The organism is Nocardia seriolae NBRC 15557, assembly GCF_007990715.1.
Taxonomy (GTDB): domain Bacteria; phylum Actinomycetota; class Actinomycetes; order Mycobacteriales; family Mycobacteriaceae; genus Nocardia; species Nocardia seriolae.
Genome location: NZ_BJWY01000020.1, coordinates 15,565 through 41,243, shown reverse-complemented (window position 1 = coordinate 41,243; position 25,679 = coordinate 15,565). Strand labels below are relative to the sequence as shown.

Genomic DNA, 25,679 nt, shown 5'->3' with positions numbered 1-25,679 from the left:
GGCCCGGGCCGAGCACGTGGTGTCGCCGCGCGGACGGCCCGGGCCATTGCTCGTGTCTCAGGACTCACACAGCGGAATCGAGGCCCGCACCAACGCCGCCTGGTGCAGCGGATCGCCGTGCCGCGTTCCGGTCGCCGCCAGTACGCTGCGCGTCAGCCGCACGGGGCAGGACGGGTCCGCCAATTCGGCCTGTTTGCTTGCCAATTCGTCGATGATCTCGCCGTTGACCCGGTCGATCACCGGGCGCACCGCGGCGAGTTCCATGCTGGGCGCGGGTGCGGGAACGCCGTGCTCCCACTGCGTCACCAGGCCGCGCTGCACGATCTTGTTGGCCTCGATCTGCCCTTCGAAGATCTGCCGCACCCAGGGGGCGGGCAGTCCGTGCTGGGCGCCCAGCCGGGTCATCGCGTCATAGATCGTGGCCTCGCGGGCGGGGTCGTCGATGACGGGGCGGTCGCCGTCGCGTTCGGCGGTGGCCCATTTCGCCGCGGCGACGGTGTCGGCGGTGTCGAGGCGTTCGGCCAGCAGCGTGACCAGCCGGTCCAGCGACCCCGGAGTGTCCGCGGAGGCCTGGCCGCCGCCGGTTACGAACTGCCCCGCCACCAGGGCCATCGTGGAAACGGCCGTCACAGCCAGAACTCGCATTCGTTCAACCTTTCATTCATTGTCGTCCTACATCGTAGATGCACATTCCGGGCTTCCTTCGAAATTTGTGCGGCTACGATTGTTAATCGATGCGCTGACAGATCGCTGACAATGTGCTGACCGGGTGTTCCGGGTTTCCGGTATTTTGAATCACATTTCTCTGCGTCGCGTTTGCGGTCACCTCATGAGCCGGGGTAGGGCGGTCAGTGGGCCGCCTTTCGGCAGTTCGATGGCTCAACGTGGTGGCCGAAAATCGGTAGCGTGCAGTCGTGATTCCGGCCTCGAATCCCGTGGATGGATTTGATCGCGGACGATCGCTCTGATAGCCGTGATTGATATTAATTCGCCTCGACCTCGGGACTCAGAATGCATTCCGATATTGCACGCAAGATTGCCGTCGTCGCCGCCCGTTGGCACGCGGATTTGGTCGACCAGGCGGTCGAAGCGTTCGTCGCCGATATGGCGGCAGCCGGATTCGACAATGTCGAAGTCTGGGAAGTGCCGGGCGCGTTCGAAATTCCGCTGCACGCCAAGCGGATCGCCGAGACGGGCGAATACGCGGCCGTCGCGGGCTGCGCGCTCGTCGTCGACGGCGGGATCTACCGGCATGATTTCGTCGCGTCGGCGGTGGTCGACGGCCTGATGCGGGTGCAGCTGGCGACCGATGTCCCGGTGTTCTCCGCGGTGCTCACGCCGCACCACTTCCACGACTCCGCCGAGCACCACGAGTTCTTCCATCGGCATCTGCGGACGAAGGGCGTGGAACTGTCGCAGGCGTGCCGCGCCACCCTGGCCGGACTGAACCGGCTCACCGTCCCGGCCGGGTAACCCCGAGCGGGATATCAAGGCCCGCAAGGCGATCTGCCGCTACCGGGCGGTCACGAACGATCGGCTACTGCCGGCGGCGGACCGAGGCTTCGACCAGATCGAGGACGGCCTCGAGGTTTTCGTTGGCGTGGCCGGAGGCGATGCGGGCGATGAGCCCGTCGAGAACCAGATCGAGATAGCCGAGGATGACCTCGGTGGGGACGTCGTCGCGCAGCGCGCCGGCGGCCTTTCGGCGTTCCAGACGGGCGACGGTCGCGGCGGTGAGCTCCTCGGAGCGATTTTCCCAGTTGGAGCGGAATTCCGGATCGTTGCGCAGTCGGCGGGCGATCTCGAGGCGGGTGCCGAGCCAGTCGAAATCCTCTGGGCGCGCGAGCATATCGCGCATGACCTGGATCAGGCCCTGATTGGCGGCGACCTCGGCCATACGACCGGCGTCCTCCTGGGCCAGCGCCAGGAACAACGCGTCCTTGTCGCGGAAGTGGTGGAAGATCGCGCCCCGTGACAGGCCGGTGGCTTCTTCGAGGCGACGCACGGTCGCGCCCTCGTAGCCGAACTCCGCGAAGCAGCGGCGCGCGCCGTCGAGGATCTGGCTGCGCCGGGCGGCGAGGTGGTCGTCACTGACCTTGGGCACTGGACTCCTCCGAAACGTGTTGTGCGGGTTCTCTTTATTGATCTTGCGACCAATTCGGAGAGCCCGCACGAGCGACGAGCGAAGCGACCCGAGCGGGCCGCGTGGCAGGCACCGGCCGCCTGTGCTTTTCACAAGCTTCCGGTGCCCGCCACCACGACTCGGCTTCGAAACAGCCCTTCGAAGACCGAGACGCGCGGTCTTAGCCGCGAATCATGTTGCGCAGCACGAACTGCAGGATGCCGCCGTTGCGGTAGTAGTCCGCCTCACCGGGGGTGTCGATGCGGACGACCGCGTCGAAGACGACCTTCTCGCCGTTCTCCTTGGTAGCGGTGACCTTCATGGTCTTCGGAGTCACACCCTCGTTCAGCTTGGTGATGCCCTCGATGTCGAAGGTCTCCGTGCCGTCCAGGCCCAGCGACGCGGCCGACTGACCCGCGGGGAACTGCAGCGGCACCACGCCCATGCCGATCAGGTTGGAGCGGTGGATGCGCTCGAACGACTCGGTGATGACGGCCTTGACGCCCAGCAGGCTGGTGCCCTTGGCGGCCCAGTCACGCGAGGAACCCGAGCCGTACTCCTTGCCGCCCAGCACGACCAGCGGGATGCCCGCGGCCTGGTAGTTCTGCGAGGCGTCGTAGATGAACGCCTGCGGGCCACCGTCCTGGGTGAAGTCGCGGGTGTAGCCACCCGAGACGTCGTCCAGCAGCTGGTTGCGGAGACGGATGTTGGCGAAGGTGCCGCGGATCATGACCTCGTGGTTACCACGACGCGAGCCCAGCGAGTTGTAGTCCTTGCGCGCAACGCCATTGGCGTCGAGGTACTGCGCGGCCGGGGTGCCCGGCTTGATCGGACCGGCGGGGGAGATGTGGTCGGTGGTGACCGAGTCGCCCAGCAGCGCCAGCACGCGCGCGCCCTTGAGGTCCTGGACCGGGGCCGGCTCCATCGACATGCCGTCGAAGTAGGGGGCCTTGCGGACGTAGGTGGACTTGTCGTCCCACGCGAAGGTGTCGCCCTCGGGGGTGTTCAGGCCCTGCCAGCGCTGGTCACCGTCGAACACGGTGGCGTAGGACTTGGTGAACATGTCCCGGCTGATCGCCGACTTGATGGTGTCGTCGATCTCCTGCGCGGACGGCCAGATGTCCTTCAGGAAGACGTCGTTGCCGTCGGAGTCCTTGCCCAGGGCGTCGGTCTCGAAGTCGAAGTCCATGGTGCCCGCGAGCGCGTACGCGATGACCAGCGGCGGGGAGGCCAGGTAGTTCATCTTGACGTCGGGGGAGATGCGGCCTTCGAAGTTGCGGTTGCCCGAGAGCACCGCGGTGACCGAGAGGTCGTTGTCGTTGATCGCGGCCGAGATCTGCTCCGGCAGCGGACCGGTGTTGCCGATGCAGGTGGTGCAGCCGAAGCCACCCACGTAGAAGCCCAGCTTCTCCAGGTACGGCCAGAGACCGGCCTTCTCGTAGTAGTCGGCGACGACCTGCGAGCCCGGGGCCATGTTGGTCTTGACCCACGGCTTGGACGCGAGGCCCTTCTCGACGGCATTGCGGGCCAGCAGGGCCGCGCCGATCATCACCGACGGGTTGGAGGTGTTGGTGCAGGAGGTGATGCCCGCGACCACGACCGCGCCGTGATCCAGCACGAAGTCGCCACGCTCCGGGTCGGAGACCTTGATCGGCTTCGAGGGACGGCCCGCATTGCCGTTGGCGGCGTTGGGAACCGGGGTCTCGTCGGAGGCGGTGCCGGACGCGACCGGGTCGCTGGCCGGGAAGGACTCCTCGATCGCCTCGTCCAGCGCGGTGTGCGGGACCGGGTCGTTGGTGTAGGTGCGGATGTCCTTGCGGAACGCGTTCTTGCTGTCCGACAGCAGGATCCGGTCCTGCGGGCGCTTCGGGCCGGCGATGGACGGCACCACGGTGCCCAGGTCCAGCTCCAGGTACTCCGAGTAGGCCGGCTCGTTGTCGGCGTCGTGCCACAGGCCCTGCTCCTTGGCGTACGCCTCGACGAGCGCGAGCTGCTCGTCGCTGCGGCCGGTCAGGCGCAGGTAGTTGATGGTCTCCTCGTCGATCGGGAAGATCGCGGCGGTGGAGCCGAACTCGGGGCTCATGTTGCCCAGGGTGGCGCGGTTGGCGAGGGGCACTTCGGCGACGCCCTTGCCGTAGAACTCGACGAACTTGCCGACCACACCGTGCTTGCGCAGCATGTCGGTGACGGTGAGCACGACGTCGGTGGCGGTCACGCCGGGCTTGATCTCACCGGTCAGCTTGAAGCCGACGACGCGCGGGATCAGCATGGAGACCGGCTGGCCCAGCATGGCGGCCTCGGCCTCGATGCCGCCGACGCCCCAGCCCAGCACGCCCAGGCCGTTGACCATGGTGGTGTGCGAGTCGGTGCCGACGCAGGTGTCTGGGTAGGCCTGGCCGTTGCGGACCATGACGGTGGGGGCCAGGTACTCGATGTTGACCTGGTGCACGATGCCGACGCCCGGCGGGACGACCTTGAAGTCGTCGAAGGCGCCCTGGCCCCAGCGCAGGAACTGGTAGCGCTCGCCGTTGCGCTCGTACTCGAGGTCTACGTTGCGCTCGAGGGCGTCGGCGGTGCCGAACACGTCGAGGATGACCGAGTGGTCGATGACCATGTCGGCGGGGGAGAGCGGGTTGACCTTGTTCGGGTCGCCGCCGAGGGTGGTGACGGCCTCACGCATGGTGGCCAGGTCGACGATGCAGGGCACGCCGGTGAAGTCCTGCATGATCACGCGGGCCGGGGTGAACTGGATCTCGGTGTCGGGCTCGGCCGACGGATCCCAGGCCGCGAGGGCGCGGATCTGGTCGGCGGTGATGTTCGCGCCGTCCTCGGTGCGAAGCAGGTTCTCCGCGAGGACCTTCAGGGCGTAGGGCAGCTTCTCGGTGCCGGGCACGGCCGCGAGACGGAAGATCTCATACGAGTTGCTTCCGACCTCGAGGGTGCCCTTGGCGCCGAAGGTATCGATACTCGTCACGTTCAGCTCCACTCGTCTGTGAATGGGAGGGCCACCGGCGGGGCTGTGCCGGTGACTCGTCGGGGCGCTCGGCCCCGTCCGTTTTCCGACTTTAACAGTACGCTTGTCCTGTGAGCGCATCGGGGGGATAAGTGTGGCGCAGTGAGGTGATGTGACAAGTTGTCCCGTACTCTGCGTTCGTGACCGTCTCGCGCGCCTCGGTTTTCACGCCTGTGAAGGCGGAACTACCGCCGAATACGAACCTGAACTCCATCATCGCCGATCTGGCCGATGATCATGTCGCCGCCCCCGCCGGACGCGACCAGGAGGCCCTGGCCGCCATCGCCGCCGACGCGCGCGAGCACGGCATCGCGCTCGACATCGTTGTGGTGCAGGGCAATCCGGGAATCGAGGCGAACCTGCGCGATCTGGCCAACGAGGTCGGCAAGATCGAGCACGGGACCGTGGTGGTGTTCAGCGACGACTGGGTCGGCACCTACAGCGAGCAGTTCACCCGTGGGCACCTGGAATGGGCCGAGGACAAGGCCAAATACCGCGGGCCCGACCACACCGTCGAAGCGGCGCGGGTGTTCGTGGATCGGCTCGAGCAGCCCGAGACGGTGTCGTGGACGGTGATCACGCTGGTGCTGCTGGGGGTGCTGATCGCGGTGATCGGCGGGTTGTACGTGGTGAAGACGCGGCGCGCGGTTCCGGGTGAGCGCTCGTCGCGGACGCCGGTGGCGTAGCGGATCGCGCCGAGAGGCGCTGTCTCCCTCAGGGGTTCGGGTTCCGCCCGGACCCCTTTCTGTTGTCCGGGTGTCGTAGTCCGGACCGAGTCTCGCGCGCGTGACCGCTTTGCCTGTCTGGCCCGGCTCGCCGCGACACGCCCGAAACGTACCGCAAGTCGTGTGTTGTGACTCGTGGTGATTATGGGATTTACCTGCAACTTCTTGGCTACTAACGAATTACACGCGTGTGATTGTGGCGTGCCTGAGCGGTAGGCTCCGCGACTTGCCGTACGGTTTCGCGATGGCACGGTTGGGGATGTTGTGCTGGATGGGACTCCAGGGAGGTGCGATGCGACAACCGGCGAAGGTGCGGGGGCGTTCGGTGCGGGTCGCTACGGAGTTGCTCGTAGCGCTGATCGTGCTGGCATTGGGTATGGCCAGCGGGCATGCCGTCCCACCGCCGCCCCCGAACCCCAGCGACAACGACCTCAATGCCGCGGGCGCCCAGGTGGACGCGAGCGTGGGCGAGGTCGGCGCGCTCATCAACCAGGTGGCCGTCGCCGAGCAGCAGTTACAGCAGCTCGACGACGCGGTCGCCGCCCGCCGCGAGGCTGTCAACAAGGCCCTCGTGGACCTCCAGATCGCCCGCGACGCCGCTGACGCCGCGGCCCACGCGGTGACCGTGTGCCAGCAGGACCTGACCGACGCCGGTACGAAAGTCGATACCGCGCACCGGGATTTCGACAAGTACGTCGCGCAGGTCTACATGCGACCCGGCTCCACCTCGCTGGTCAGTTACCTGGCCGCCCCCAGCCCAGAGGACGCCCTCAACCGCGCCCAGGTGCTGACCATCGCCTCCAAGAACCAGCAGGTGGTCGTCGCGGGCCTGCGCCGCGCCCAGGTCGATCAGGCCAACAAGACCTCCGCCGCCAAACTGGCCCAGCAGGCCGCCGACGCCGCCGCGGCCGACGCCGCCGCCAAGAAAACCCAGGCCCAGAACGCCGTCACCGCCGCCCAGGCCGAACTCGACCAGCAGAACGTCCGCCGCAACGGTCTTGTCTCCCAGCGTGATTCGGCGCAGCAGCGCCTCGATGCGGCCCGCGCCAACGTGGCGGGTCTGCAGGGCCAGCGCGATGCCTTCGTGGCCTGGGACCAGCAGCGCAAGGCCGAGGAGGCCGCTGCCCGCGCCGCCGCCGTGGCCGCCGCCGCCCGCGTGGCCGCCGACCGCGCCTCCGCCGACCGCGCCAACCAGGTCGGCCAGGGCCATCGCCCCCACGTCGTCCAGGACACCGCCCCGCCCCCGCGCCGCTCCATGCAGCCCAGCCGCCCCAACGGATCCGGGCCCCAACTCGTCGAAACCGTCATCGACCGTGCCATGTCCCAGATCGGCGTCGAATACGCCTGGGGCGGCGGCGACGAGGACGGCCCCACCCTCGGCATCCGCGACGGCGGCACCGCCGACCGCTACGGCGACTACAACAAAACCGGCTTCGACTGCTCGGGCCTCATGATCTACGCCTTCGCCGGCGTAGGCGTCTCCCTCCCGCACTACTCCGGCTACCAATACACCATGGGCACCCGAGTCCCCATCTCCGACCGAGCCCGCGGCGACATGCTCTTCTGGGGCCCCGGCGGCTCCCAACACGTAGCCCTCTACCTCGGCAACAACAAAATGGTCGAGGCCCCCCAATCCGGCGAGGTAGTCCGAGTAGCCTCCGTCCGCGAAGACGGCATCATGCCCTACGCCATCCGAATCATCTCCTAGCCGACAGCGTGCCTGGGTTCACCGGTTGTTCGCTTGTCTGCGGATTCAATGACTGTCAATATCGATGAGTGTCTAAGTCAGATCTGCCGATCGCCGCGGTCTCCGAACCGGGGTGCGAGGTCACGTCCATGGTGCGTGAGCCGTTGACGGCCGAAGCCGCGGCTCGGATGTCGGTCATGTTCAAAGCACTCTCGGACCCGGTCCGCTTGCGGTTGCTCAGCATGGTCGCCAGCCACGCCGGGCAGGAAGCGTGCGTGTGTGACCTGTCCAGCGGCTTCGACGTCAGCCAGCCCACCATCTCGCACCATCTGAAGGTGCTGCGCGAAGCGGGTCTACTGAGCAGTGAGCGCCGTGGATCATGGGTGTACTACCGCGTCGAACCGGCTGCTTTGCAGCAGCTTTCGCACCTGCTCGACGCACCCGAGTCTCGGGCGGTCGTGCGATGAACGGTCTTCCGCGCAAAGTGGTGGCCGAGTTCCTCGGTACCGCGCTGCTGGTCGCCGTGGTCGTCGGCTCCGGCATCGCCGCTGAGCAGTTGTCGCCGGGGAATATCGGATTGCAGCTGTTGGAGAACTCGACGGCGACGGTACTCGGGCTGGCAGTGCTGATCCTGCTGTTCGGCCCGGTCTCGGGTGCTCATTTCAATCCGGTGGTGTCGGCAGCGGACTGGCTGCTCGGTCGCCGCCGGGGCACCGGGCTCAGCGTGACCGACCTCGCCGCCTACATCCCGGCGCAGATCGCCGGTGGTGTGGTGGGCTCGGTGCTGGCCAACGCGATGTTCGACCTGCGCGCCATCCAGATCTCGACGCACGGTCGCGGCACCGGTGGGCATCTGCTGGGCGAGGTGGTGGCGACCGCAGGGCTCATCGCCGTGATCTTCGCGCTGGCGCGCAGTGGTCGCGCCGCCCTGTCGGCGGTGACGGTCGGCGCATACATCGGCGCCGCGTACTGGTTCACGAGTTCGACCTCGTTCGCGAACCCCGCGGTGACCATCGGCCGGATCTTCTCCGATACCTTCGCCGGTATCGCGCCAGGCTCGGTGCCCGGCTTCATCGCCGCGCAGGTTCTCGGAGCGGCACTGGGATTGGCGGTCGTCACCTGGCTGTACCCGGGGAGCGCCGCGGCCGCCGACAACGTGACCGTGCCGCACGAGACGGCCGAACATCTTCCCGCATCCTCCTGAAAGGGACTCTCTACCAATGGCTTCCAAGCCCAGCGTGCTCTTCGTCTGCGTGCACAACGCCGGACGATCTCAGATGGCTCAGGGATTCCTCGCGCATCTGGCCGGTGAGGATATCGAGGTCCGTTCCGCCGGCAGTGCGCCGGGTGAGAGCCTCAACCCGGCCGCCGTCGAGGCCATGGCCGAGCTCGGCATCGACATCACCGACCAGTCGCCGAAGATCCTCACTCCCGACGCCGTGGAAGCCTCCACGGTCGTCATCACCATGGGCTGCGGAGACGCGTGCCCGTACTTCCCGGGCGTGGACTACCGGGACTGGAAGCTGGAGGATCCCGCGGGCAAGGGCATCGAAGCCGTGCGACCCATCCGCGACGAAATCCGCACCCGTATCGAGGATCTGATCGCCGAACTACTGCCCGCCCGCAACTGAGAAAAGGGATCGCTCGTGAGCACCGTCGAAATTTTCGAACCCGCCCTGTGCTGCAAATCCGGCATCTGCGGACCGAGGTCGATCAGGCGCTGGTGGACGGGGTCACGGTGCTGACGGGCCGGTATCCGACCCGTGGATGCCACGATCTCCGAGACGCTGGGCAACCTCGAGGTCTCCCGCATCGACCCGGCCGAGGCCACTGCGGCCTACCCTGAGCGCGTTCTCGCCACCAAGGGCGGGAAGCTCGATGCTCGAGGACGTGCCGCGCTCCGACGAGACCAAGGTCGTGCTGGTCACGCTCGCGGAGACCACCCCCGTCCTCGAGGCCGCCGAGCTACAAGCCGACCTGGTGCGGGCCGGCATCACTCCGTGGGCGTGGGTCGTCAACAATTCCATCGCCGCGGCCGGTACCGAATCGCCGCTGCTGCGGCAGCGGGCGCACCGTGAGACCGTCGAAATCCGGAGAGTCGCATCGGAATTCGCCACCCGCTATGCCGTGGTACCCGCCCAAGCCGCCGCCCGGGTGGGCGTCGCCGCGCTGGCGGCGCTGTCCGGTGGGCGTCGGGCAGGTCGATGATGCCGAGCGCGTTCTCAACCCTGTACCCGGCTACCGGGTCAACCCCTTCGCAAACGGTCCGGTCACCGCTCTCGCGCACCGGTGGTGGTCAATTGCAGCCGGTGGTGGTCGTAGTGCCGTCCCGGGTATCGGTACATGTCGGCCAGGGTCATGGAGTCCTGGAAGTAGGGGTCCCAGCGATTCGGATAAGGCATGGCGAGAGCGAAGTTCGCTTCGCTCTCGCTGCGCAGGGACCGCTGTAACGATGCGATGACCCGATCCATCTTCGCGCCCATCCTGCGCCGGTTGTAGACGCGCGCCGCCACGCGGGAGCCGTGGAAATTGACCCAATCGAACGGCACGGTCGCCGTGTTGAGGAACCGCGCATTGGCGCGGCCTACTCCGGCGGGCAGTCGGGCGAGTACCCGCCGGAGGATCAGCAGCTTCTGAACGATCATGTAGCCGAACACCATGTGGAACAACAGCTCTTCGTTGGTCCAGCGCGTCCCGTTCGAAAGTGCCTTCCACTCGTCGCTACCGGTTGTATTCAGCAATTGGTGAAAGTCGGTTCGCGCCCGTTCCAAATCAGCCGCCAGTGCGTCGCGATCGACGCGCGGATGTGACATCGTGTCACCTCGATCCGAGCACTGGAATGCGCTCATATCAACGATGGTGGCGCGAAGTCGGCTTCGTCAACCTCCACAAGGACCGCACCAGCACGGTCGTCACCGTCGACCCTTCCTGCTGCACCGGTCTGCCGCACGCCGCCGACGCGGTTATGGGGGTACTGCCGCCGCCGTGCTGCCCCAGCGAGATCCCCACCGACGCCATCTCGACCAGGAGTACATGATGACGGCCTCCGCACGTTTCCAACCTGTCCAGTCGCCGGCGGTGTGGCGCGGCGGCGACCTCGCTGAATCCGCCGAATGGGCAACGGTGCTCACTGATGCCCAGCGCCAGGAGATCGCCGCCGCGGCCCGTACGGCCACCACGGCGGGCCTGACCGCCGCAACCCTGGCGCGCGAGGATTTCCCGCTTCCCGGATTGGTCGAATCACTGCGCCAGTGGGCCGAAACCCTTTCGCTCGGCCGGGCATTCGTGTTGATCCGCCGATTCCCGCACGACTTGCTCACGCCCGAAGAGACCGAACTCGCCTACGTCGGCCTCGGTCTGCATCTGGGCACCCCCGTCAGCCAGAACGCCGCCGGTGACCTGCTCGGGCACGTCCGCGACGAACGCCTTCCCCGCACCGGGCCCGCGGTGCGGCTCTACACCACCAACCAGCGCCAAGACTTCCACACCGACGGCTCCGACCTGGTCGGACTGCTCTGCCTACAGGCCGCGCGCACCGGCGGCGAAAGCCGCATAGCCAGCTCTCTGGCCGTCTACAACCACATCCTCGCCGCACGCCCCGACCTCATCGAGGTCCTGCGCCAGCCGTTCCATTGGGACCGCAATGACGAGCAATCACCCGGCGAGACACCGTATTTCACCCTGCCCGCGATCCACGACATCGACGGCACACCCCGGATCTTCTACATCGGCTGGTACATCCGCGATGCCCAACGCCACCCCGGCGTCCCACCGCTGACCGCCGAGCAACTCGAAGCCATGCGAATGCTCGAGGACACCGCCAACGATCCCCGCTTCTACCTGCCCATGGAATTCGCCCCCGGTGACGTCCAGATCCTCAACAACGCCAAAATCCTGCACAGTCGCGAGGCCTACACGGACCACGAAGACCCGGCACGACGACGCCACCTGCTGCGCCTCTGGCTGACCGCTCACAACTTCGCCACCGTCGAGGACCTCCTCCGCGATGGCATTCCACGACGTCAGGACTGATTGCGGAACCGCAAAGCCCGTGTGGGCCGAGATGGTCGATACGCTGACCGACGCCAAGGGCCTACCTCTGCTCGTCAACGAGATCGACGGACGCTCGCAGCAGCGATGGCTCGCCACCAGGGGGAGATTCGATCGGTGGGCGACGAACTTCGACGAGGTGAACCGGCAAAAAGCAGAGGCGCGGCGAGTTCAGGCCGCGGTGCGGTTTTCGGGTGTGCGGCGATAATCTGCGGTCGCATGGCGGTATCGGAGTGACATTGGCCTCTGGGACCTGAGCCGCGGCGGGGCGATCGTCGATACAACACCCGCGAGCTGGAGGAACCATGCCTGAAACCGTCGCTCCTCAACCGAATTCGAGTCCGCGACCCATCGTGGTCGCGGTGGACGGCTCCCCGACCTCCTACCGGGCGGTCGCCTGGGCGGCGGTCGAGGCCGAATTGCGCCGCCTGCCGCTGGAAATCGTCATCGCATACGGCGTCGAGCCGAGCCGTGAGCCGTGGACGGCCCTCGGCGTGGCCGAGCGTGCGGCCGTGCACGCGGAGGCCGCGAGCGTGCCCGCCGAGGCCACCCGCATCGCCCGTCACACCGTGCCGGGGGAGACCGTCTCGGTCACCGGTGCGGCGGTCGACGAGCCGGTCTTGTCGGCGCTCGTCGCGCGCTCCGCGACGGCGCGGATGATGGTGGTGGGCGATCGCGGCCGCGGCGCGATACGCCGGGCCGTACTCGGCTCGGTGAGCAGCGGATTGGCGCGACGCGCCGAATGCCCGGTGGCCGTCGTGCACGGCGAGCCGGATGTCGAGCGCGGTGCCGACGGACCGGTGGTGGTCGGGGTGGACGGCACCGCGAACAGCCTGCCCGCCGTGCGCATGGCGTTCGAGGAGGCGTCGCGGCGCAAGGTGCCGCTGATCGCCGTGCACGCCTGGAGCGACAGCAGCGGGTTCGATCTCGAGGTGCTCGGCTGGGACGCGATCCGCGAGCGCGCGGATCTGCAGTTGTCGGAGTGGCTTGCCGATTGCGGTGACGAGTTCCCGGACGTGACCGTCGAACGGCGTGTCTCTGGAGACACCCCGGTCCGCGCGCTGCTCGAATACGCCGACGCCGCACAGCTTCTCGTGGTCGGCACGCACGGGCGCGGTGGCCTGGGGCGGCTGGCCCTCGGGTCGGTCAGCACCGCGCTGCTGCACGCGGCCGCCTGCCCGGTGCTCGTGGTCGGTTCCCGGGAAACGCCGCGCTGAGGCCACGGTCGCGGGCCGCGTGAGATGACCTTCGTCCGCTCGAATCGGCCCGCAGGTCTCTGCCGGTTCCGGTCGCGGCCGCGCAGGCTGGCACCATGCAGCCGATGATCGCCATGCGAGACCTGACCAAGCTCTACGGTCGCTCGCCGGCCCTGGCCGATGTCAACCTGGAGGTGCCGCCGGGGGTGGTCTTCGGGTATCTGGGCCCCAACGGCGCGGGCAAGACCACGACCATTCGCATCCTGGTGGGCCTCATGCGCCCGAGCCGCGGCTCGGTGAGCGTGGCCGGGATCGACATCGTGCGCGAGCGATCGGCGGCACAGCGCCACATCGGTTATCTCCCAGGACAGTTCGTGGCCTACCCGGACCTGACGGGCGAACAGTATCTGAGCTATCTCGCCGCATTGCGCGGCGGTGTCGAACCCGCGGTGCTGCGTCGGCTCGTCGAGCGCATGGACCTCGACGTCGGCGTGCGGATCGGCGCCATGTCGCACGGCAATCGGCAGAAGGTCGGCATCGTGCAGGCCTTCATGACCGAGCCGGACCTGCTGGTCCTCGACGAACCGACCCAGGGTCTGGATCCGCTGGTCCAGCGGGAATTCCTGGCCATGCTGCGGGAAACGCGCGACGCGGGGCGCACGGTCTTTCTGTCCTCGCACGTGCTGTCGGAGGTGCAGGCGGTCGCCGACACGGTCGCGATCCTGCGCCGCGGTCGGTTGGTCGAGGTGCGATCGGTGGCCGAGCTGACGGCACGGTCGATGCGGCGGCTCGACCTCACCTTCGCCGCGACACCACCGGACGTGGGGCTGTTGCGCGCGGTCGGCGGCGTCCGGTCGGCCGAGCGCGACGATCACGTGCTGCACGTGGAGGTGGACGGGTCGACGGCCGAGCTGCTGAAGTTCGTCGCACCCTACGGGGTGGCCGACATCGTCAGTGACGAACCCGATCTCGAGGACGTCTTCCTCACCTACTACGGACAGGATCGCTGATGTTCTCCACCGTGTACCTGAGGTGCCTGCGCGATCAACGCCGCGGGCTCATCGGCTGGAGTATCGGCCTGGTTGCGCTCGTGCTGCTGGAATCGGCGCTGTGGCCGTCGATTTCGCGCATCTCCGGTTTGAAACAGCTGCTCGACAGCTATCCGGAGTCCTTGCGCAAGCTCTTCGCGATCGACGAATTCACGAGCGGCACCGGATTTCTCAACACCGAGCTGTACAGCATGATGCTGCCGATCCTGTTCCTGGTGTTCGCGATCTCGCGCGGCGCCCGCGCCATCGCCGGTGAGGAGGAGAGCGGCACCCTCGAGGTCCTGCTGATCACTCGCGTGACACCGGTGCGCTTGCTCCTGGAGCAGAGCGCGGTCCTGCTCACCGGCCTGACGGCGCTCGGAACGGTCCTGTTCGTGGCCGTGATCGCCTGTTCGGCGGTGTTCGGCATGCACGTCGGCCTCGCTGCCGCGGCGACCGGCTCGGTGGCGATGATCGTGCTGGCCGCGCCGTTCGGAGCCCTGGCGCTGGCGGTGGGTTCGGCCACCGGACGCAGACTCGTGGCCTTGGCGATCGCCAGTGTCGCCGCGGTGGGCGCGTACGTGCTCTACGCCGCCTCGAAGATCGTCGAGTCCGTCCGGCCCTGGGGCCCTTGGTCGCCGTTCCAGCAGGCCCTGGCCGACGGCCCGATGGGCGGCGGCCTGCGGTTGGGCCACCTCTGGCTCATCGTGCTCGCCGTCGCGTTCGTGGCGGCGGCATTGCCGGTGTTCGACCGCCGGGACGTCCGCGCCGTGTGACCGCCCGGCACCGTGAGCCGGGCCGGTCGCGTTCTCACGCCGCGTTTTTCATGTGGGTCTCCAGTTGTGTTGCGGTGGTGAGGAGTTGGCGGTCGGTGCCGGGGAGTCCGACGAGTTGGACGGCGAGGGCGCGGCCGTCGGCGGTGCCGACTGGGACGCAGATGGCGGGGAAACCGGCGAGGTTCCAGGCCTGGGTGAACGGCACGGTGCGCGCGGAGGCGAGGTAGGTGCCGAGATAGCCCCGGTGCTGGAGCGCGCCCGCCGCGAGAGGGCCGCGGGCGATGACCGGGGTGAGCAGAATGTCGGTGTCGGCGAACCACTCTCGGGCACGGGCGGGCCAGGTCGAGGGGCGCGGGCCGCCGGAGCGGCGGGTCCGGTTGCCGCGGCGCAGCATGGCGCGAGTGCGGGGTTCGAGAGCGGCGGGATCCAGGCCCAGCTGTTCGGCCTCCTCGGCGACCCCGGCCAGCCAGCGCGCGCCCCAATCCTGGAGCAGCGAAACCGGATACGACCGGTCGGCCCGGCCGACGGTGTGGCCCGCGGCGCGCAGGGCGGTGGCGGCGAGGTCGATCGCCCGGCGTTGCCGATGGTCGGCGCGGCCCAGCGGCGACGGGGTGCGGGTCGAAACCGCCATGCGCAGCGGCTGATCCGGGACGGGCTCGGCGAGATCGGGGTCGGCGGCCAGGACGGCGACGGCCACGGCGGCATCGGCGGTGGTGCGGGCGATCGGGCCCGTGACTGTCAGCCCGAACCAGTGCTCGTTCCGTCCGCCGGGGAGCGGGCACAGACCGGCGGTCGGCTTGAATCCGACCAAGCCACAGGAGGCGGCGGGTACCCGGATCGATCCGCCGCCGTCGGTGCCGATGGCGATTGCGGCCATCCCGGCCGCGACCGCCGCCGCGCCGCCTCCGGTCGAACCACCGGGATCGAGCGCGGGATTCAGCGGATTGCGGGTCGGCCCGAAGGCCCGGGACGCGGTGAACGCCCAGGCCGCCAGCTCCGGCATCCGCGTGGTGCCGACGATGATCCCGCCCGCGGCGCGCAGCCGGGACACGATCGGGTCGTCGTGATCCTGCGGCCGGTCGGATGTGGCGGTCGAGCCGTGCCGCAGCGGGCAGTCGGCCACCGCTATATTGTCCTTGATCGCGATGGGCACGCCCGCCAGCGGCAGGGTGGCGAGGTCGGTGCGGGCGTCGAGCGCGACGGCCTCGGCGAGGGCGCCGGCGCGCCGGATCGATTGGAAGGCATTGAGTTCCGCGTCGAGCCGCTCGATCCGATCGAGGTGCGCGCGTACGACGTCGACGGCCGCGATGCTGCCGCCACGGACGGCGGCGGCGATCTCGAGGGCGGTCGGCGAAGCGGAGGTCGAGGTGGTCATGCTTCGAGCGTCGTCGTCCCGGCGCGCCCGCGGTATCGGGCGAATTCCCGATACCGGTTCAACTCGACAGCGGGTCGAGCCAGCCCAGTCGCGTGGCGTGCACGACGGCCGAGGCGCGGGTGGAGACGCCGAGCTTGGTGTAGATGTGCTCGAGGTGGGTGCCGACGGTCTTGGCGGAGATACCCAGCCGCCGTGCCGCCGCCTGATTGGTCAACCCGTGCGCGATCAGTTGCAGGACAGCCGTTTCCCGAGCGGTGAGCGCGCCCGGCGACCGGGCCGAGCGTTGCGTCGAGTGCCCGGCGGCGGTGAGCACCGCCCGCACGGCAGGTTCGGGTAACCGGCCTTCGGCTGCCAGCCCGCGTAGCAGTGCGGCACAGTCGGCCGGATCGCGCGTCGCCCGGTGTGGCCGCGGTTCACCGGCGGTGACATAGCAGTCGGCGGCGGCGAGCAGCGCGGCGGCGGGGGACAGGGCGGGACCGCTGATTCTGCGGTGATACCCGCTGCCATCGGACTTCTCGTGATGCGAGCACGCGAGGTCCATGAGATCGGCCAGCGCCGGGACCCGCGCCAGCACGCGCTGCGTGTAGTAGGGGTGCAGCTCGACCTGCTCGCGCTGCATATCCGACAGCGCCCCGCCGCAGTCCCAGATCCGCGACGACACCGCGACCTTCCCGATGTCGTGAACCAGACCGGCGCGCCGCACTCGATTCACCTCGGCCTCCGGCAGCCCGGCGACCGTCGCGGCGCGTGCCGCCAACTCGGCGACGCGTGGACTGTGCCCGTAGAAGTGCGCGGATTTGAGGTCGGCGAGCAGCCCGAATACCCCGAGCACGGCATCGAGCCGGTCGGGCTCGACGAACTGCCGCGGAACCGGTTCCGCGGCAAGCACATCGGCGAGCGATCCGGTCGGCGGCGGATCGAACAGCGTCGCGCAGTGGGCCGCGACGGCCACCGCGATGTCCGGGTCGAGGGCCGTGCCTGCCCGGTCCCGCAGCCGCGCGGCCGCGATCTCCGGCCCGAAGTGCTCGACCAGCAGATCGGCGGTGTGCGCGACCTGCCAGACCCGCACCGCCAGCGGCAATTCCGAGCCCTTGCCGCGCCCCGGATTGCCCTTGCCGTCGTACCGCTCGAACACGTCCCCGAGCGCCTCGATCACCGAGCCGGGCAATCCCAGCTGGATCGCGACCGATCGGGCCACCTCACAACTGGCCGTCTCGTGCGCCTCGATCACCGTGGGCGCCTTGGCCAGGAACCCGAGCACCCGGTCCGGGCGCGGCCCGGTGACAGCGACCGCCCGCCGCAGCACGTCCCGCAGATCCCGCACATCGGCGTCGGCGAAAGCGGCGCTCACCGCGAGCTCGTCGCCGAGCGCGGCCGCCATCTCCGAGGCAGTGGCGGTGCAGCCGACGAACCGTAGAAGCGCCACCCAGTACAGCGTCTCCCGGTCGGCGGCGGGCAGTTCCAGTAGCTCCGCGACCCGCGCCGATACCGTGCACACGCGTAGCGCCTGCCCGTCCGACAATCCCTTGCCGAGGTCGCTGACCAGCGACAATCCCGCCACCAGCTCGGCCAGGCGAACCGCCATCGTTCCTCCGGGATGATCGTCGATTCCGTGCATCGGACCGTGGCTCAAGGGTGTTCGGTGGCCCAGGCGCAGATGGCGGCCAGCGGGGCTTGCAGGGATTTGCCGAGTTCGGTGAGGGAGTACTCGATGTGCTGTGGTGCGGTCTCCTTGTAGATGTGGCGTTCGACCAGGCCGTCGGACTCCATGCCGCGCAGGGTTTCGGTGAGCATCTTCTGGGTGATGCCGGGCAGGCGTTCGCGCAGGCGGGCGGGGCGGTGGGGGCCGTCGAGAAGGGAGTAGACCAGGAGGATTCGCCATTTGGCGGACAGGCGTTCGAGGGCCTGGCGGGTGGTGCAGGATTCCTCGAGGACGTCGGGGATCACCAGGGTCATGTCGCCTCCGTTGGGAAGGGCACCCGGAAGTGCCTTCTAGTGGTGGCGGGGGTTCGCGCCTACCGTCTGCTCTACCGTAATCCGACGACTTCGAGGACGAGAGAACCAGATGACAATCAATGCGGTGCCGTTCACCTTCACCCGCGAGGGGGATCGGCTGGTAGGAAACCTGTATCTGCCGGAGGGGGAGCCGACCGGCGTCGTCGTCACGACCGGGCCGCTGACCTCGGTCAAGGAGCAGGCGGCGGGCGTGTATGCCGAGGCGCTGGCGCGGCGCGGGTTCGCGGCGCTGGCCTTCGACCATCGCACCTTCGGCGAGAGCGAAGGCGCGCCGCGGCAATTGGAGGATCCGCTGGGCAAGGCCGCGGATATCAGTGCGGCGGTGACCGCACTGCTGGCCGACGAGCGATTCACCGGGAAGACCGTTGTGGCGGTGGGCGTGTGCGCGGGTGGTGGCTACATGGCGCGGGCCGTCGCCGACGATCCGCGGATCCGCGCCTTCACCGGGGTGGCGGGCGTCTACCCGGACGCGGCGGCCAATCCGGCGGATCCGGCGGTGGTGGAGCGCGGCCGTCTGGCCCGGGAACGCCGGCTGGCCACCGGCGAGGCGGAACACATCCCCGCGGTGTCGGCCGACCTCGGCGACGTGGCGATGCCGCTGCTCGAGGCCTACGAGTACTACGGCACCCCGCGCGGCGCGGTCCCCAACTACACCAATGCCTTCGCGGTCGAATCCTTCGAGCACACGGCTGGTTTCGACGCCCAGGAGGCGGCGACCCGGCTCGCCGTCCCGTTCCTGCTGGTGCATTCGGAGAACGCTCTGGTGCCGCCGTGGGCCCGGAAGTTCTATGCTGCGGTGACATCCCCGAAATCGGAGTTGTGGCTGGATTCGGTCGGTCAGATCGACTGCTACGACGATCCCCGGCTGATCGAGCCCGCCGCCGACGCGGCCGCCGCGCTGTTCCGCGACGTCTGCTGAATTCCCGTGAGGTGAGCCGAATGTGGTCGGGACGGGTCGTGGCGGTGCTGGCCGGAATCGCGCTGGCGGCCGGATGCTCCGCCGCACCGACCACGACCGGCGGGGCGCTGCCGCTGCACCGGGTCGCCGAGGTCGCGCTCACCGGCGGCTCGTCCCGATTCGATTACGCGAGCCTGGATTCCGCACGAGGTCTGCTGTTCCTCGCGCACATGGGTGCCGATGAGATCGTCGAGGTCGATGTCCGGGCGCACACGGTGGTGCGAACCATCACCGATACGCCCGATGTGCACGGGGTATTGGTGGTCCCCGAGCAGCATCGCGTGTACGCCACGGTGACCGGCCGTGATCAGGTCGTGGCTCTGGACGAGGACACCGGCGCGGTGCAATTCAGCACCGCGACCGGCAACTACCCCGACGGCCTGGCCTACGACCCGCTGCGAAAAGCGGTGTGGACGACCAACGAGCGGGCGGGAACCGAGACCGTCGTCGACGCCGTATCCGGAACTCTCAGGGGCACCGTGTCTTTGGGCGGCGAAGTCGGCAATGTCGTCTACGAGCCCGCCGCCGACCGGATGATCGTGGCGGTCCAGGGCAAGGATGAACTCGCCGTCATCGCACCCGATTCGCTGACGGTCGAATCGCGCATGCAGACACCCGGTTGCGCCGGTCCGCACGGCCAGGTCCTAGACCCGGCCGCGTCGGTGATGTTCGTCGGCTGCGAGGACAACGCGGTCCTGCTCACCGTGGACCTCGCGAGCCGCTCGATCACCGACCGCAGCAGCGTCGGCAAAACGCCCGACGTCCTCGCCTACGACGCTGGCACACACCGCGTCTACGTCGCCGCCGAGAGCGGCTGGGTCAGCACCTTCGACCGCAAGGACGGCCACACCGCGGCCGCCGGATCCGAACGCCTGGCCGACGGCGCGCACGTGGTCGCGGTCGATCCGGCAACCCATCACACCTACTTTCCGGTCCCGGCGGGCGGCAGCGGTGGCGGCCCGGTGCTGTGGGAGTTCGAGCCGACCGGCTAGCACGGCTATTTTCCGATCGAGACCGGGACATCGGGCATGAGCTGCCGCAAGGTGGCCTCCCAGGTCGAACGGTGTTGGGGGAAGCAGCGGTTCAGGAGATCGGTCATGATCGCCGGGGCGGTCGAGGCTCCCGGCGACGCACCCAGGAGTCCCGCGATGGTGCCCTCGGCGCCGGTGACGAGTTCGGTGCCCATGGTGAGGACGCCGAGACGGTTCAGGTCGGGTTTGACCAGTTGAGCGCGCTGGCCCGCTTGGACCAGGTACCAATCGGCGGGGTCGGCCTCGGGGAAGAAGTGTTGCAGCTGCGCGAATTTGCGGCGGCGGGAGGAGAGGAGCTGGCCGATCAGGTAGGCCACCAGGGGGAGGTTCGTGAGTCCGGCGGCCAGCAGCGCCACGATATTGGTGAGCCGGAGCGTGGTGAACAGATCGGTGAGCCTGCCGTGTTTGAGCAGCCGCGTGCTGAAGGTGGCGTAGGGGCCGAACAGCAGCGAGGATTCGCCCTCGACGAGGCGCTTGTCCAAGTGCGGCACGGACATCGGGGGCGCGCCGACGGGTGCCTGGCTGTAGACCTTGGCCTGGTGGCGGGCCACGACCTCGGGGTTGTCGGTGCGCAGGAATTGCGCGCCGACGGGGAAGACGCCGTAGCCGCGGACCTCGTGGATGCGGGCCTTCTGGAGCAGTTTCAGAGCGTATCCACCCGCGCCGACGAAGACGAATCTGGCACGAAGAGTGAAGCGCCGCTTGGTGTTCCGGTCGCGGCCGGTGACCGTCCAGATGCCGTCGTCGCCACGGCGCAGACCGGTCACCTCGTGGCCGGTGCGCAGTTCGGCACCCCGAGTGCCCGGTGCCGGCGTTGTTCCACGGATCCGAGCTCTCGGCCGCGACCCGGTCCAGGCGCTCGAGCAGGGTGATCGACCAATCCGGTTGCAGCGTCTCGGCGTGCCGCAGTCGTCGCTGAGCCGCAGGTTGAAGGCGGTCGAGCAGGCGGTCGGGGTGAAGTTGTTCCAACCGGTCGGTCGCCGCGTGGCGCTCACCGCCGCCGGGCAGGAACTGCACGACCGCACCAGAGGATTGGTGCAGGCACTCGGTGACGCGGTGGATGTCGTGCGCAGCGATGCCGATCCCGATACCGGCCTGGTCCGCTTCGGCTTCCCCTTCACCCTCGGCCCGGTCAGCATCCCGTCCCTGCTGGCCGACTTCCACACCGGCGCACCGCGCATCCGCCTGCACCTGGTGCAGGCGCACGGCACCGCCCTGGTCGACATGGTCCGCGACGGCCGCCTCGACCTGGCCGTCACCATCCCCGCCCCCGACGACCTGCCCACGATCATCCTGGGCTTCCAGCGGATCCACCTCTACGTCGCGAACGGCCACCCCCTCGCCACCCGCGCCCACGTGGACCTCGCCGAACTGGCCGACGAACCGTTCATCGCCAACCCGCCCTCCTACCACCTGCGCAGGCTGCTCGATTCCTGGTGCGCCACCGCCGGTTTCACCCCGCAGGTCGGTTTCGAGATCACCGAATTCGAAACCCTGCGTGCCCTCGTCGCCCAGAACCTGGGCATCGCCGTCCTGCCCGCCCCCGAACTCCCGCACCCCGGCCTGACCCGAGTCCCCCTGACCGGCGACCACGACCGCAGCATCGGCCTGATCTCGGGCAACCACCGCCCCACCCCGGCCGTGCAACGCCTGCGCGATCACGTTGCCGCCCACGCCATGTCGTATCTCGACCAGGCTCGCCGGGCCGAGGTGGAATAGTCAGTCGGGCTCGACGTCGAGGACCTTGCCGGGGTTGAACAGGCCGAGCGGATCGAGGGCGCGTTTGACGGCGACCATGAGGTCGACGCCGGAGCCGTGTTCCTCGCGCAGGTACTTCTTTTTGGTCAGGCCGATGCCGTGCTCGCCGGTGGCGGTGCCGCCGACCTCGAGGGCGTGGCGCACCACGAGGTCGGAGAAGACCTGTGCGCCGGGGTATTCGTCCTCGTTGTAGGGGACGATGGTGTGCACATTGCCGTCTCCGATGTGCCCGGCCACGGTGATGTTCAGGCCCAGTTCGTGGCCCAGCCGGGTGGCGGTGTCGACGGCTCCGGCGATACGCGAGTAGGGGACCGCGGTGTCGGTGATCAGGAACCGGCGGCCGGGATTGCTCGCCTTGACGGCGAAGTAGAGGTTGTGGCGGTCCTCCCACAGGGCATACCGGTCGCCGTGGGTGCGGGCCGTAGCCACTTCGATCGCGTTGTGCGCGTGCGCGATCCGCTGGATCTCGCCCTCGTTGGCGGTGACAGCGGCCGCCGAGCTGGATTCGATGTCCACGAACAGCGCGGGTGCCTCGGCATAGCAGGTGCCGCGGAAGGCGTTGATGGCCGCCATGCTGGGCGCGTCCACCAGTTCCAGGCGGCTCACCGGCAGCGCCAGCCCCAGCATCTCGACCGCGGTGTCCACCGCGTCGGGCACCGTCGGGAACGAAATGCGCAGGGAGTGAATCCATTCCGGAATCGGATGCAGCCGCACCGTCAGCTCGGTTATCAGGCCCAGCGTGCCCGCCGACCCGATGAGCAGATCCTTGAGGTCGTACCCGCTCGAGGATTTGCGCACCGCGCGCCCGAGCCGGGTCACCGTGCCGTCTGCGAAGACGGCCTGTAGCACCAGCACATTGGCGCGCATGCCGCCGTAACGCACCGTGGTGGTGCCGCTGGCATTGGTGGCGGCCATGCCGCCCAGCGACGCGTCCGCGCCGGGATCGACGGTGAACTGCAGCCCGTATTCGGCGGCGGCCGTATTGAGCTGGGTCCGCGTGACCCCCGGCTGCACCGTGGCGGTGAAGTCCTCGGCCGCGACGTCGAGAATCTTGTTCGACTGCGACAGGTCGACGATCAGCTCGTCGCCGCGCGCCAGCAGATGCCCCTCGAGGCTGGTGCCGGCCCCGCGCGCGATGAGCGGGGTCGCGTGCTCGCGCGCCCACTCGACCACGGCCACCACGTCATCGACACCGGTCGGGTACACCAAACCGCGTGGCCGCTGCCCAGACCGACCGGTCTCGTCAACCGTGTACTGATCGAGGACCACCGGGCGAGTATCGATCTCGAGCATGCGGTCCTCCGCGGTCGCGACTGGCATTACTCCTGATAGACCCCGAGGATACGGCGGATCGACGGGGTGACGGGCAGCTCGCCACGCAGCGGAACCCACCTGTAGTCGGCGTAGTTGGTGAGCCGCACCGGCCCGGCGCTCGCCACCTCGGCGGCGAAATGCTCTCTGCGAACCGGCTTTCCGGCCGCCGACAGGTACTCGAAGCTGCCGAGGTGGCGCACGATGTCGACCACCGCGAGCCCGGTCTCCTCGCGCACGGCCCGCACCACCGCACTGGCCAGCGACTCGCCCGGCCGGACGACCGTGCCGGGCAGATGCAGCGGGCTGCGCCCTTCGACATGCTCCTCGTGCTCGAGCATCAGTACCGAGTCATTGCTCTCGATCACCACTCCGACCCGTAGCGCCACCCCGTCAGCGGCTGCCCGATCCCGGAGTTCTTCCAACACCGCCTCGCCGATCGATTGCCTGGGCGAAACCTCGAAATCCCACACTTCACACCACATCCCGTATTACCGGACACCGTCGACCGATACCGACAACGCTACCGGCGCAGAAACCCTTGGCGGCAGAGACATTCGCAAGAATAGGCGCATCTTCAGCCAACCGATCCACAGCCCGGAAACTTTCTGGGGGTCGATCCCGCCAGGGGGCTCGACCACGACCATCGCAGGGCCGCGGCACGCAGGGTGAAGGCGGTGAGGACGGTGGCGGCGGCCGGGGTGAGGCCGGTGCGCGGTTGGCAGAGCAGAAGTACGCCCGCCGCGCCCAGCGCCGCCGTGACGACGCGGACCCGCCCGACCGGATCGCGACGTATGCCGTGATCGAAGATCGGCCGTCGGCACGGGCTGGCTTTCAGGTGCCGGGTTGGGTCTCTTGGCGGATGTACTGGTGCGCAAGCGAAATCGGTGCTCCACCGACTGAGCCTGCGAAATACGAGCCAGACCATAGGCGCGTATCGTTCCAGTACGCGAATCGCAGGTCTTCGAACTCCTTGCGTATCAGTCGGCTGGATACGCCCTTGAGAGAGTTGACCAGCTTGGAGACCGCGACTTTCGGCGGGTAGGTCACCAGCAGGTGCACGTGGTTGGCGGCTCCGCTGAATTCGACCAGCTCGGCTTCGAAGTCCTTGCTGACCCCTCGCATGATTTCTTCCATCCGCGTCAGATGCGGTGCGGCGAACACCGGGCCCTGATATTTAGTGGTGAAAACCAAATGGACATGCATTATGTAAACCACGTGCCTACCTGTGCGAAAGCTGGTATCGATGCCCATGAAACCAAGTGTAGAGTGTGCTGGGTGAAGGCGAACACGGCACACAAGTTCCGCCTGTACCCGACTCAGGATCAGGCGGACCGATTGACCGGGTGGTCTGACACTTGCCGGGCTGTGTCGAACACCGCCCTCGCGCAACGCGTCTGGGCCTACCATTCTGCGCAGCGCGTCACCTTGCGGGCTGTGGATCAGTGTCCGGAGTTGACCCAGGCGCGGCGCGAATACGATTGGCTGGCTGATCTTCCCGCGCAGTGCGCGCAACAAGTTCTGCGTCGGCTGGACACCGCCTACGACAATTTCTGGAACCGTGACCATCCCGCCGGGTTACCGCAGTTCAAGAAGAAGCGGGACCGGCAGAGTATCTGCTTCCCCGGCCAAGCCATCGAGGTTCGGAAGGTGTCGCGGCGCAGCGCGCAAGTGAAGCTGCCGAAGATCGGGTGGGTACGATTTCGGCTGTCCCGTCCGATCGACGGCATCGTGCGTAATGCCACCATCAGCCGGGACGGGTTCGGCTGGCACATCTCCTTCGGAGTCCACCAACCGGCACCGGTCGCCCCGCCGGTCAACACCGGACCGCCGATCGGTATCGATGTCGGGATCGCATGCTCGGTGTTCTGCTCCGCCGACGACACCGCACGACAGCGACCCGCCACCGCCACCGTCGGCGAGCAACGTCGGCTGCGCGGGCTGGAGCGGCGTCGGGCCCGCCAGCTCACCTACGCGAAAAGACATGCCGGGGGGAAGTATTCGAACAGACTCCGCCGCACGAACGCGGCAATCGCCGCATTGAAGGCGCGGCAAGCCCGACGTCGACTGGACTGGAACCACAAGCTCACGACCGACCTGGCCCAAAGCCACGGCCTGATCGGTATCGAAGACTTGAAGGTTTCCAGCATGGTCCGGTCGGCGAAAGGCACTGCCACGCAACCAGGCTCGAAGGTACGCCAAAAGGCCGGTCTCAACCGATCCATCGCCGATCAGGGGTGGTTTGAGATCCGCCGACAGCTCGAATACAAAACGAGACGCCACGGTGGACAGCTCGTCGCGGTACCCGCGCCGGGTAGCAGTCAGACCTGCTCCCGCTGCGGTGCCCGCGACCCCGACTCGCGGCGGGGTTGCGGGCGATTGTTCGCGTGCACGCAATGCGGGCATACCGAACACGCCGACAAGAACGCGTCCGTCATCATCCGCGATCGAGCGATTCGCACCGCCGGACGGGCGGGAACCAGTACCGGCGGCGGTGCTGGTTCACAGAGCACGCGCAGTCCGAAAGGGCGAGGCGGCCGCCGGGCCAGCCGGATGCGTGAACCTTCCTCCCGAGGAACCGCAGCATGACCGGGAAGAATCTCCACCTTCATGGCCGGAGGGGACGTCAATCC

General features: G+C 68.3%; 27 protein-coding genes and 2 pseudogenes. 18 read left to right on the top strand and 11 right to left on the bottom strand.

Going from position 1 to position 25,679, the window contains the following annotated elements:
- Nucleotides 1-57 precede the first annotated feature (57 nt).
- Entirely contained in the window at nt 58-645 is a 588-nt protein-coding gene (aroQ, locus tag NS2_RS09430) for a gamma subclass chorismate mutase AroQ (RefSeq protein WP_071811850.1), read from the bottom strand.
- Between the two features lie 366 nt (nt 646-1,011).
- Between aroQ and NS2_RS09425 the strand changes: the two genes are divergently transcribed.
- Complete coding sequence (locus NS2_RS09425) at nt 1,012-1,473, top strand: 6,7-dimethyl-8-ribityllumazine synthase (RefSeq protein ID WP_033087063.1); 462 nt, start codon at nt 1,012-1,014, stop codon at nt 1,471-1,473.
- Nucleotides 1,474-1,537: 64 nt separating this feature from the next.
- On the opposite strand, the gene NS2_RS09420 is transcribed toward NS2_RS09425, so the two are convergent.
- Entirely contained in the window at nt 1,538-2,104 is a 567-nt protein-coding gene (locus NS2_RS09420) for a TetR/AcrR family transcriptional regulator (protein WP_033087064.1), read from the bottom strand.
- A 199-nt stretch (nt 2,105-2,303) separates the two neighbouring features.
- On the bottom strand, nt 2,304-5,096 hold the full coding sequence (locus NS2_RS09415; RefSeq protein ID WP_276528769.1) for an aconitate hydratase: 2,793 nt from the start codon (nt 5,094-5,096) through the stop codon (nt 2,304-2,306).
- Between the two features lie 179 nt (nt 5,097-5,275).
- Between NS2_RS09415 and NS2_RS09410 the strand changes: the two genes are divergently transcribed.
- From NS2_RS09410 to NS2_RS37305, 7 genes and pseudogenes are all read left to right on the top strand, one after another.
- Entirely contained in the window at nt 5,276-5,821 is a 546-nt protein-coding gene (locus tag NS2_RS09410) for an Rv1476 family membrane protein (RefSeq protein WP_033087065.1), read from the top strand.
- 331 nt (nt 5,822-6,152) lie between these two features.
- Nucleotides 6,153-7,568, top strand: coding sequence for an NlpC/P60 family protein (locus NS2_RS09405; protein WP_033087103.1), 1,416 nt, complete (start codon nt 6,153-6,155; stop codon nt 7,566-7,568).
- A 68-nt stretch (nt 7,569-7,636) separates the two neighbouring features.
- Nucleotides 7,637-8,014 carry an ArsR/SmtB family transcription factor gene (locus NS2_RS09400; RefSeq protein ID WP_033087066.1) on the top strand — a complete coding sequence of 126 codons (378 nt, stop codon included), beginning with the start codon at nt 7,637-7,639 and terminating at the stop codon, nt 8,012-8,014.
- Nucleotides 8,011-8,751 (top strand): aquaporin, encoded by a 741-nt coding sequence (locus tag NS2_RS09395; protein ID WP_033087067.1) that lies wholly within the window; start codon nt 8,011-8,013, stop codon nt 8,749-8,751. Before NS2_RS09400 ends, NS2_RS09395 begins: the two co-directional genes overlap by 4 nt.
- Nucleotides 8,752-8,767: 16 nt before the next feature.
- Complete coding sequence (locus tag NS2_RS09390; protein ID WP_033087068.1) at nt 8,768-9,178, top strand: arsenate reductase ArsC; 411 nt, start codon at nt 8,768-8,770, stop codon at nt 9,176-9,178.
- A gap of 15 nt (nt 9,179-9,193) precedes the next feature.
- Nucleotides 9,194-9,292, top strand: a complete 99-nt coding sequence (locus NS2_RS37310) for an arsenic metallochaperone ArsD family protein (RefSeq protein ID WP_081985795.1) — start codon at nt 9,194-9,196, stop codon at nt 9,290-9,292.
- 27 nt (nt 9,293-9,319) lie between these two features.
- Nucleotides 9,320-9,755, top strand: a pseudogene (locus NS2_RS37305) (hypothetical protein); the annotation flags it as partial.
- Between the two features lie 62 nt (nt 9,756-9,817).
- Here the strand turns inward: NS2_RS37305 and NS2_RS09375 are convergent.
- Nucleotides 9,818-10,360 (bottom strand): DinB family protein, encoded by a 543-nt coding sequence (locus tag NS2_RS09375; protein ID WP_033087070.1) that lies wholly within the window; start codon nt 10,358-10,360, stop codon nt 9,818-9,820.
- Nucleotides 10,361-10,413: 53 nt separating this feature from the next.
- Between NS2_RS09375 and NS2_RS09370 the strand changes: the two are divergent.
- The 6 genes and pseudogenes from NS2_RS09370 to NS2_RS09345 all read left to right on the top strand — a co-directional run.
- Nucleotides 10,414-10,560, top strand: a pseudogene (locus NS2_RS09370) (ArsR family transcriptional regulator); the annotation flags it as partial.
- Between the two features lie 23 nt (nt 10,561-10,583).
- Complete coding sequence (locus NS2_RS09365; protein WP_045437638.1) at nt 10,584-11,579, top strand: TauD/TfdA family dioxygenase; 996 nt, start codon at nt 10,584-10,586, stop codon at nt 11,577-11,579.
- Nucleotides 11,554-11,805, top strand: coding sequence for a hypothetical protein (locus tag NS2_RS09360; protein ID WP_143161313.1), 252 nt, complete (start codon nt 11,554-11,556; stop codon nt 11,803-11,805). Before NS2_RS09365 ends, NS2_RS09360 begins: the two co-directional genes overlap by 26 nt.
- A 97-nt stretch (nt 11,806-11,902) precedes the next feature.
- Nucleotides 11,903-12,814 carry a universal stress protein gene (locus NS2_RS09355; protein ID WP_033087073.1) on the top strand — a complete coding sequence of 304 codons (912 nt, stop codon included), beginning with the start codon at nt 11,903-11,905 and terminating at the stop codon, nt 12,812-12,814.
- Nucleotides 12,815-12,918: 104 nt separating this feature from the next.
- Complete coding sequence (locus NS2_RS09350; protein WP_230464463.1) at nt 12,919-13,803, top strand: ABC transporter ATP-binding protein; 885 nt, start codon at nt 12,919-12,921, stop codon at nt 13,801-13,803.
- Nucleotides 13,803-14,597: an ABC transporter permease gene (locus tag NS2_RS09345; RefSeq protein ID WP_033087075.1), complete on the top strand. Its 795-nt coding sequence runs from the start codon at nt 13,803-13,805 to the stop codon at nt 14,595-14,597. Before NS2_RS09350 ends, NS2_RS09345 begins: the two co-directional genes overlap by 1 nt.
- A gap of 34 nt (nt 14,598-14,631) precedes the next feature.
- Here the strand turns inward: NS2_RS09345 and NS2_RS09340 are convergent, their stop codons facing one another.
- Genes NS2_RS09340 through NS2_RS09330 form a run of 3 tightly spaced genes read right to left on the bottom strand, consistent with a single transcriptional unit; the run spans nt 14,632 to nt 17,928 of the window.
- Nucleotides 14,632-15,972 (bottom strand): amidase family protein, encoded by a 1,341-nt coding sequence (locus NS2_RS09340; RefSeq protein WP_033087076.1) that lies wholly within the window; start codon nt 15,970-15,972, stop codon nt 14,632-14,634.
- Between the two features lie 58 nt (nt 15,973-16,030).
- Nucleotides 16,031-17,557 (bottom strand): HD domain-containing phosphohydrolase, encoded by a 1,527-nt coding sequence (locus NS2_RS09335; protein ID WP_033087077.1) that lies wholly within the window; start codon nt 17,555-17,557, stop codon nt 16,031-16,033.
- Between the two features lie 44 nt (nt 17,558-17,601).
- Complete coding sequence (locus NS2_RS09330; protein ID WP_045437623.1) at nt 17,602-17,928, bottom strand: winged helix-turn-helix transcriptional regulator; 327 nt, start codon at nt 17,926-17,928, stop codon at nt 17,602-17,604.
- Between the two features lie 109 nt (nt 17,929-18,037).
- Between NS2_RS09330 and NS2_RS09325 the strand changes: the two genes are divergently transcribed.
- Both NS2_RS09325 and NS2_RS09320 read left to right on the top strand, forming a co-directional pair.
- Complete coding sequence (locus NS2_RS09325; RefSeq protein WP_033087078.1) at nt 18,038-18,907, top strand: alpha/beta hydrolase; 870 nt, start codon at nt 18,038-18,040, stop codon at nt 18,905-18,907.
- A 20-nt stretch (nt 18,908-18,927) separates the two neighbouring features.
- Nucleotides 18,928-19,938, top strand: coding sequence for a YncE family protein (locus NS2_RS09320; protein WP_071344207.1), 1,011 nt, complete (start codon nt 18,928-18,930; stop codon nt 19,936-19,938).
- A 5-nt stretch (nt 19,939-19,943) separates the two neighbouring features.
- Here the strand turns inward: NS2_RS09320 and NS2_RS37300 are convergent, their stop codons facing one another.
- The gene (locus NS2_RS37300; RefSeq protein WP_370737323.1) at nt 19,944-20,744 is read right to left on the bottom strand and encodes a malate:quinone oxidoreductase; all 801 of its coding nucleotides are present in this window, start codon (nt 20,742-20,744) and stop codon (nt 19,944-19,946) included.
- 133 nt (nt 20,745-20,877) lie between these two features.
- Here NS2_RS37300 and NS2_RS37295 point away from each other — a divergent pair, with 133 nt between their 5' ends.
- Nucleotides 20,878-21,696: a LysR family transcriptional regulator gene (locus NS2_RS37295; protein WP_231992899.1), complete on the top strand. Its 819-nt coding sequence runs from the start codon at nt 20,878-20,880 to the stop codon at nt 21,694-21,696.
- Here the strand turns inward: NS2_RS37295 and NS2_RS09305 are convergent, their stop codons facing one another.
- The 3 genes from NS2_RS09305 to tnpA form a co-directional block, all read right to left on the bottom strand.
- Entirely contained in the window at nt 21,697-23,055 is a 1,359-nt protein-coding gene (locus NS2_RS09305; RefSeq protein WP_033087080.1) for an FAD-binding oxidoreductase, read from the bottom strand. It abuts the gene before it with no gap.
- Complete coding sequence (locus NS2_RS09300) at nt 23,055-23,519, bottom strand: NUDIX hydrolase (RefSeq protein WP_158660815.1); 465 nt, start codon at nt 23,517-23,519, stop codon at nt 23,055-23,057. Before NS2_RS09300 ends, NS2_RS09305 begins: the two co-directional genes overlap by 1 nt.
- A 361-nt stretch (nt 23,520-23,880) precedes the next feature.
- Nucleotides 23,881-24,300, bottom strand: coding sequence for an IS200/IS605 family transposase (tnpA, locus tag NS2_RS09295; RefSeq protein WP_033087081.1), 420 nt, complete (start codon nt 24,298-24,300; stop codon nt 23,881-23,883).
- A gap of 24 nt (nt 24,301-24,324) precedes the next feature.
- On the opposite strand from tnpA, the gene NS2_RS09290 reads away from it, so the two are divergent.
- Nucleotides 24,325-25,635 (top strand): RNA-guided endonuclease InsQ/TnpB family protein, encoded by a 1,311-nt coding sequence (locus tag NS2_RS09290; RefSeq protein WP_071811851.1) that lies wholly within the window; start codon nt 24,325-24,327, stop codon nt 25,633-25,635.
- The last annotated feature ends 44 nt before the right edge of the window (nt 25,636-25,679 follow it).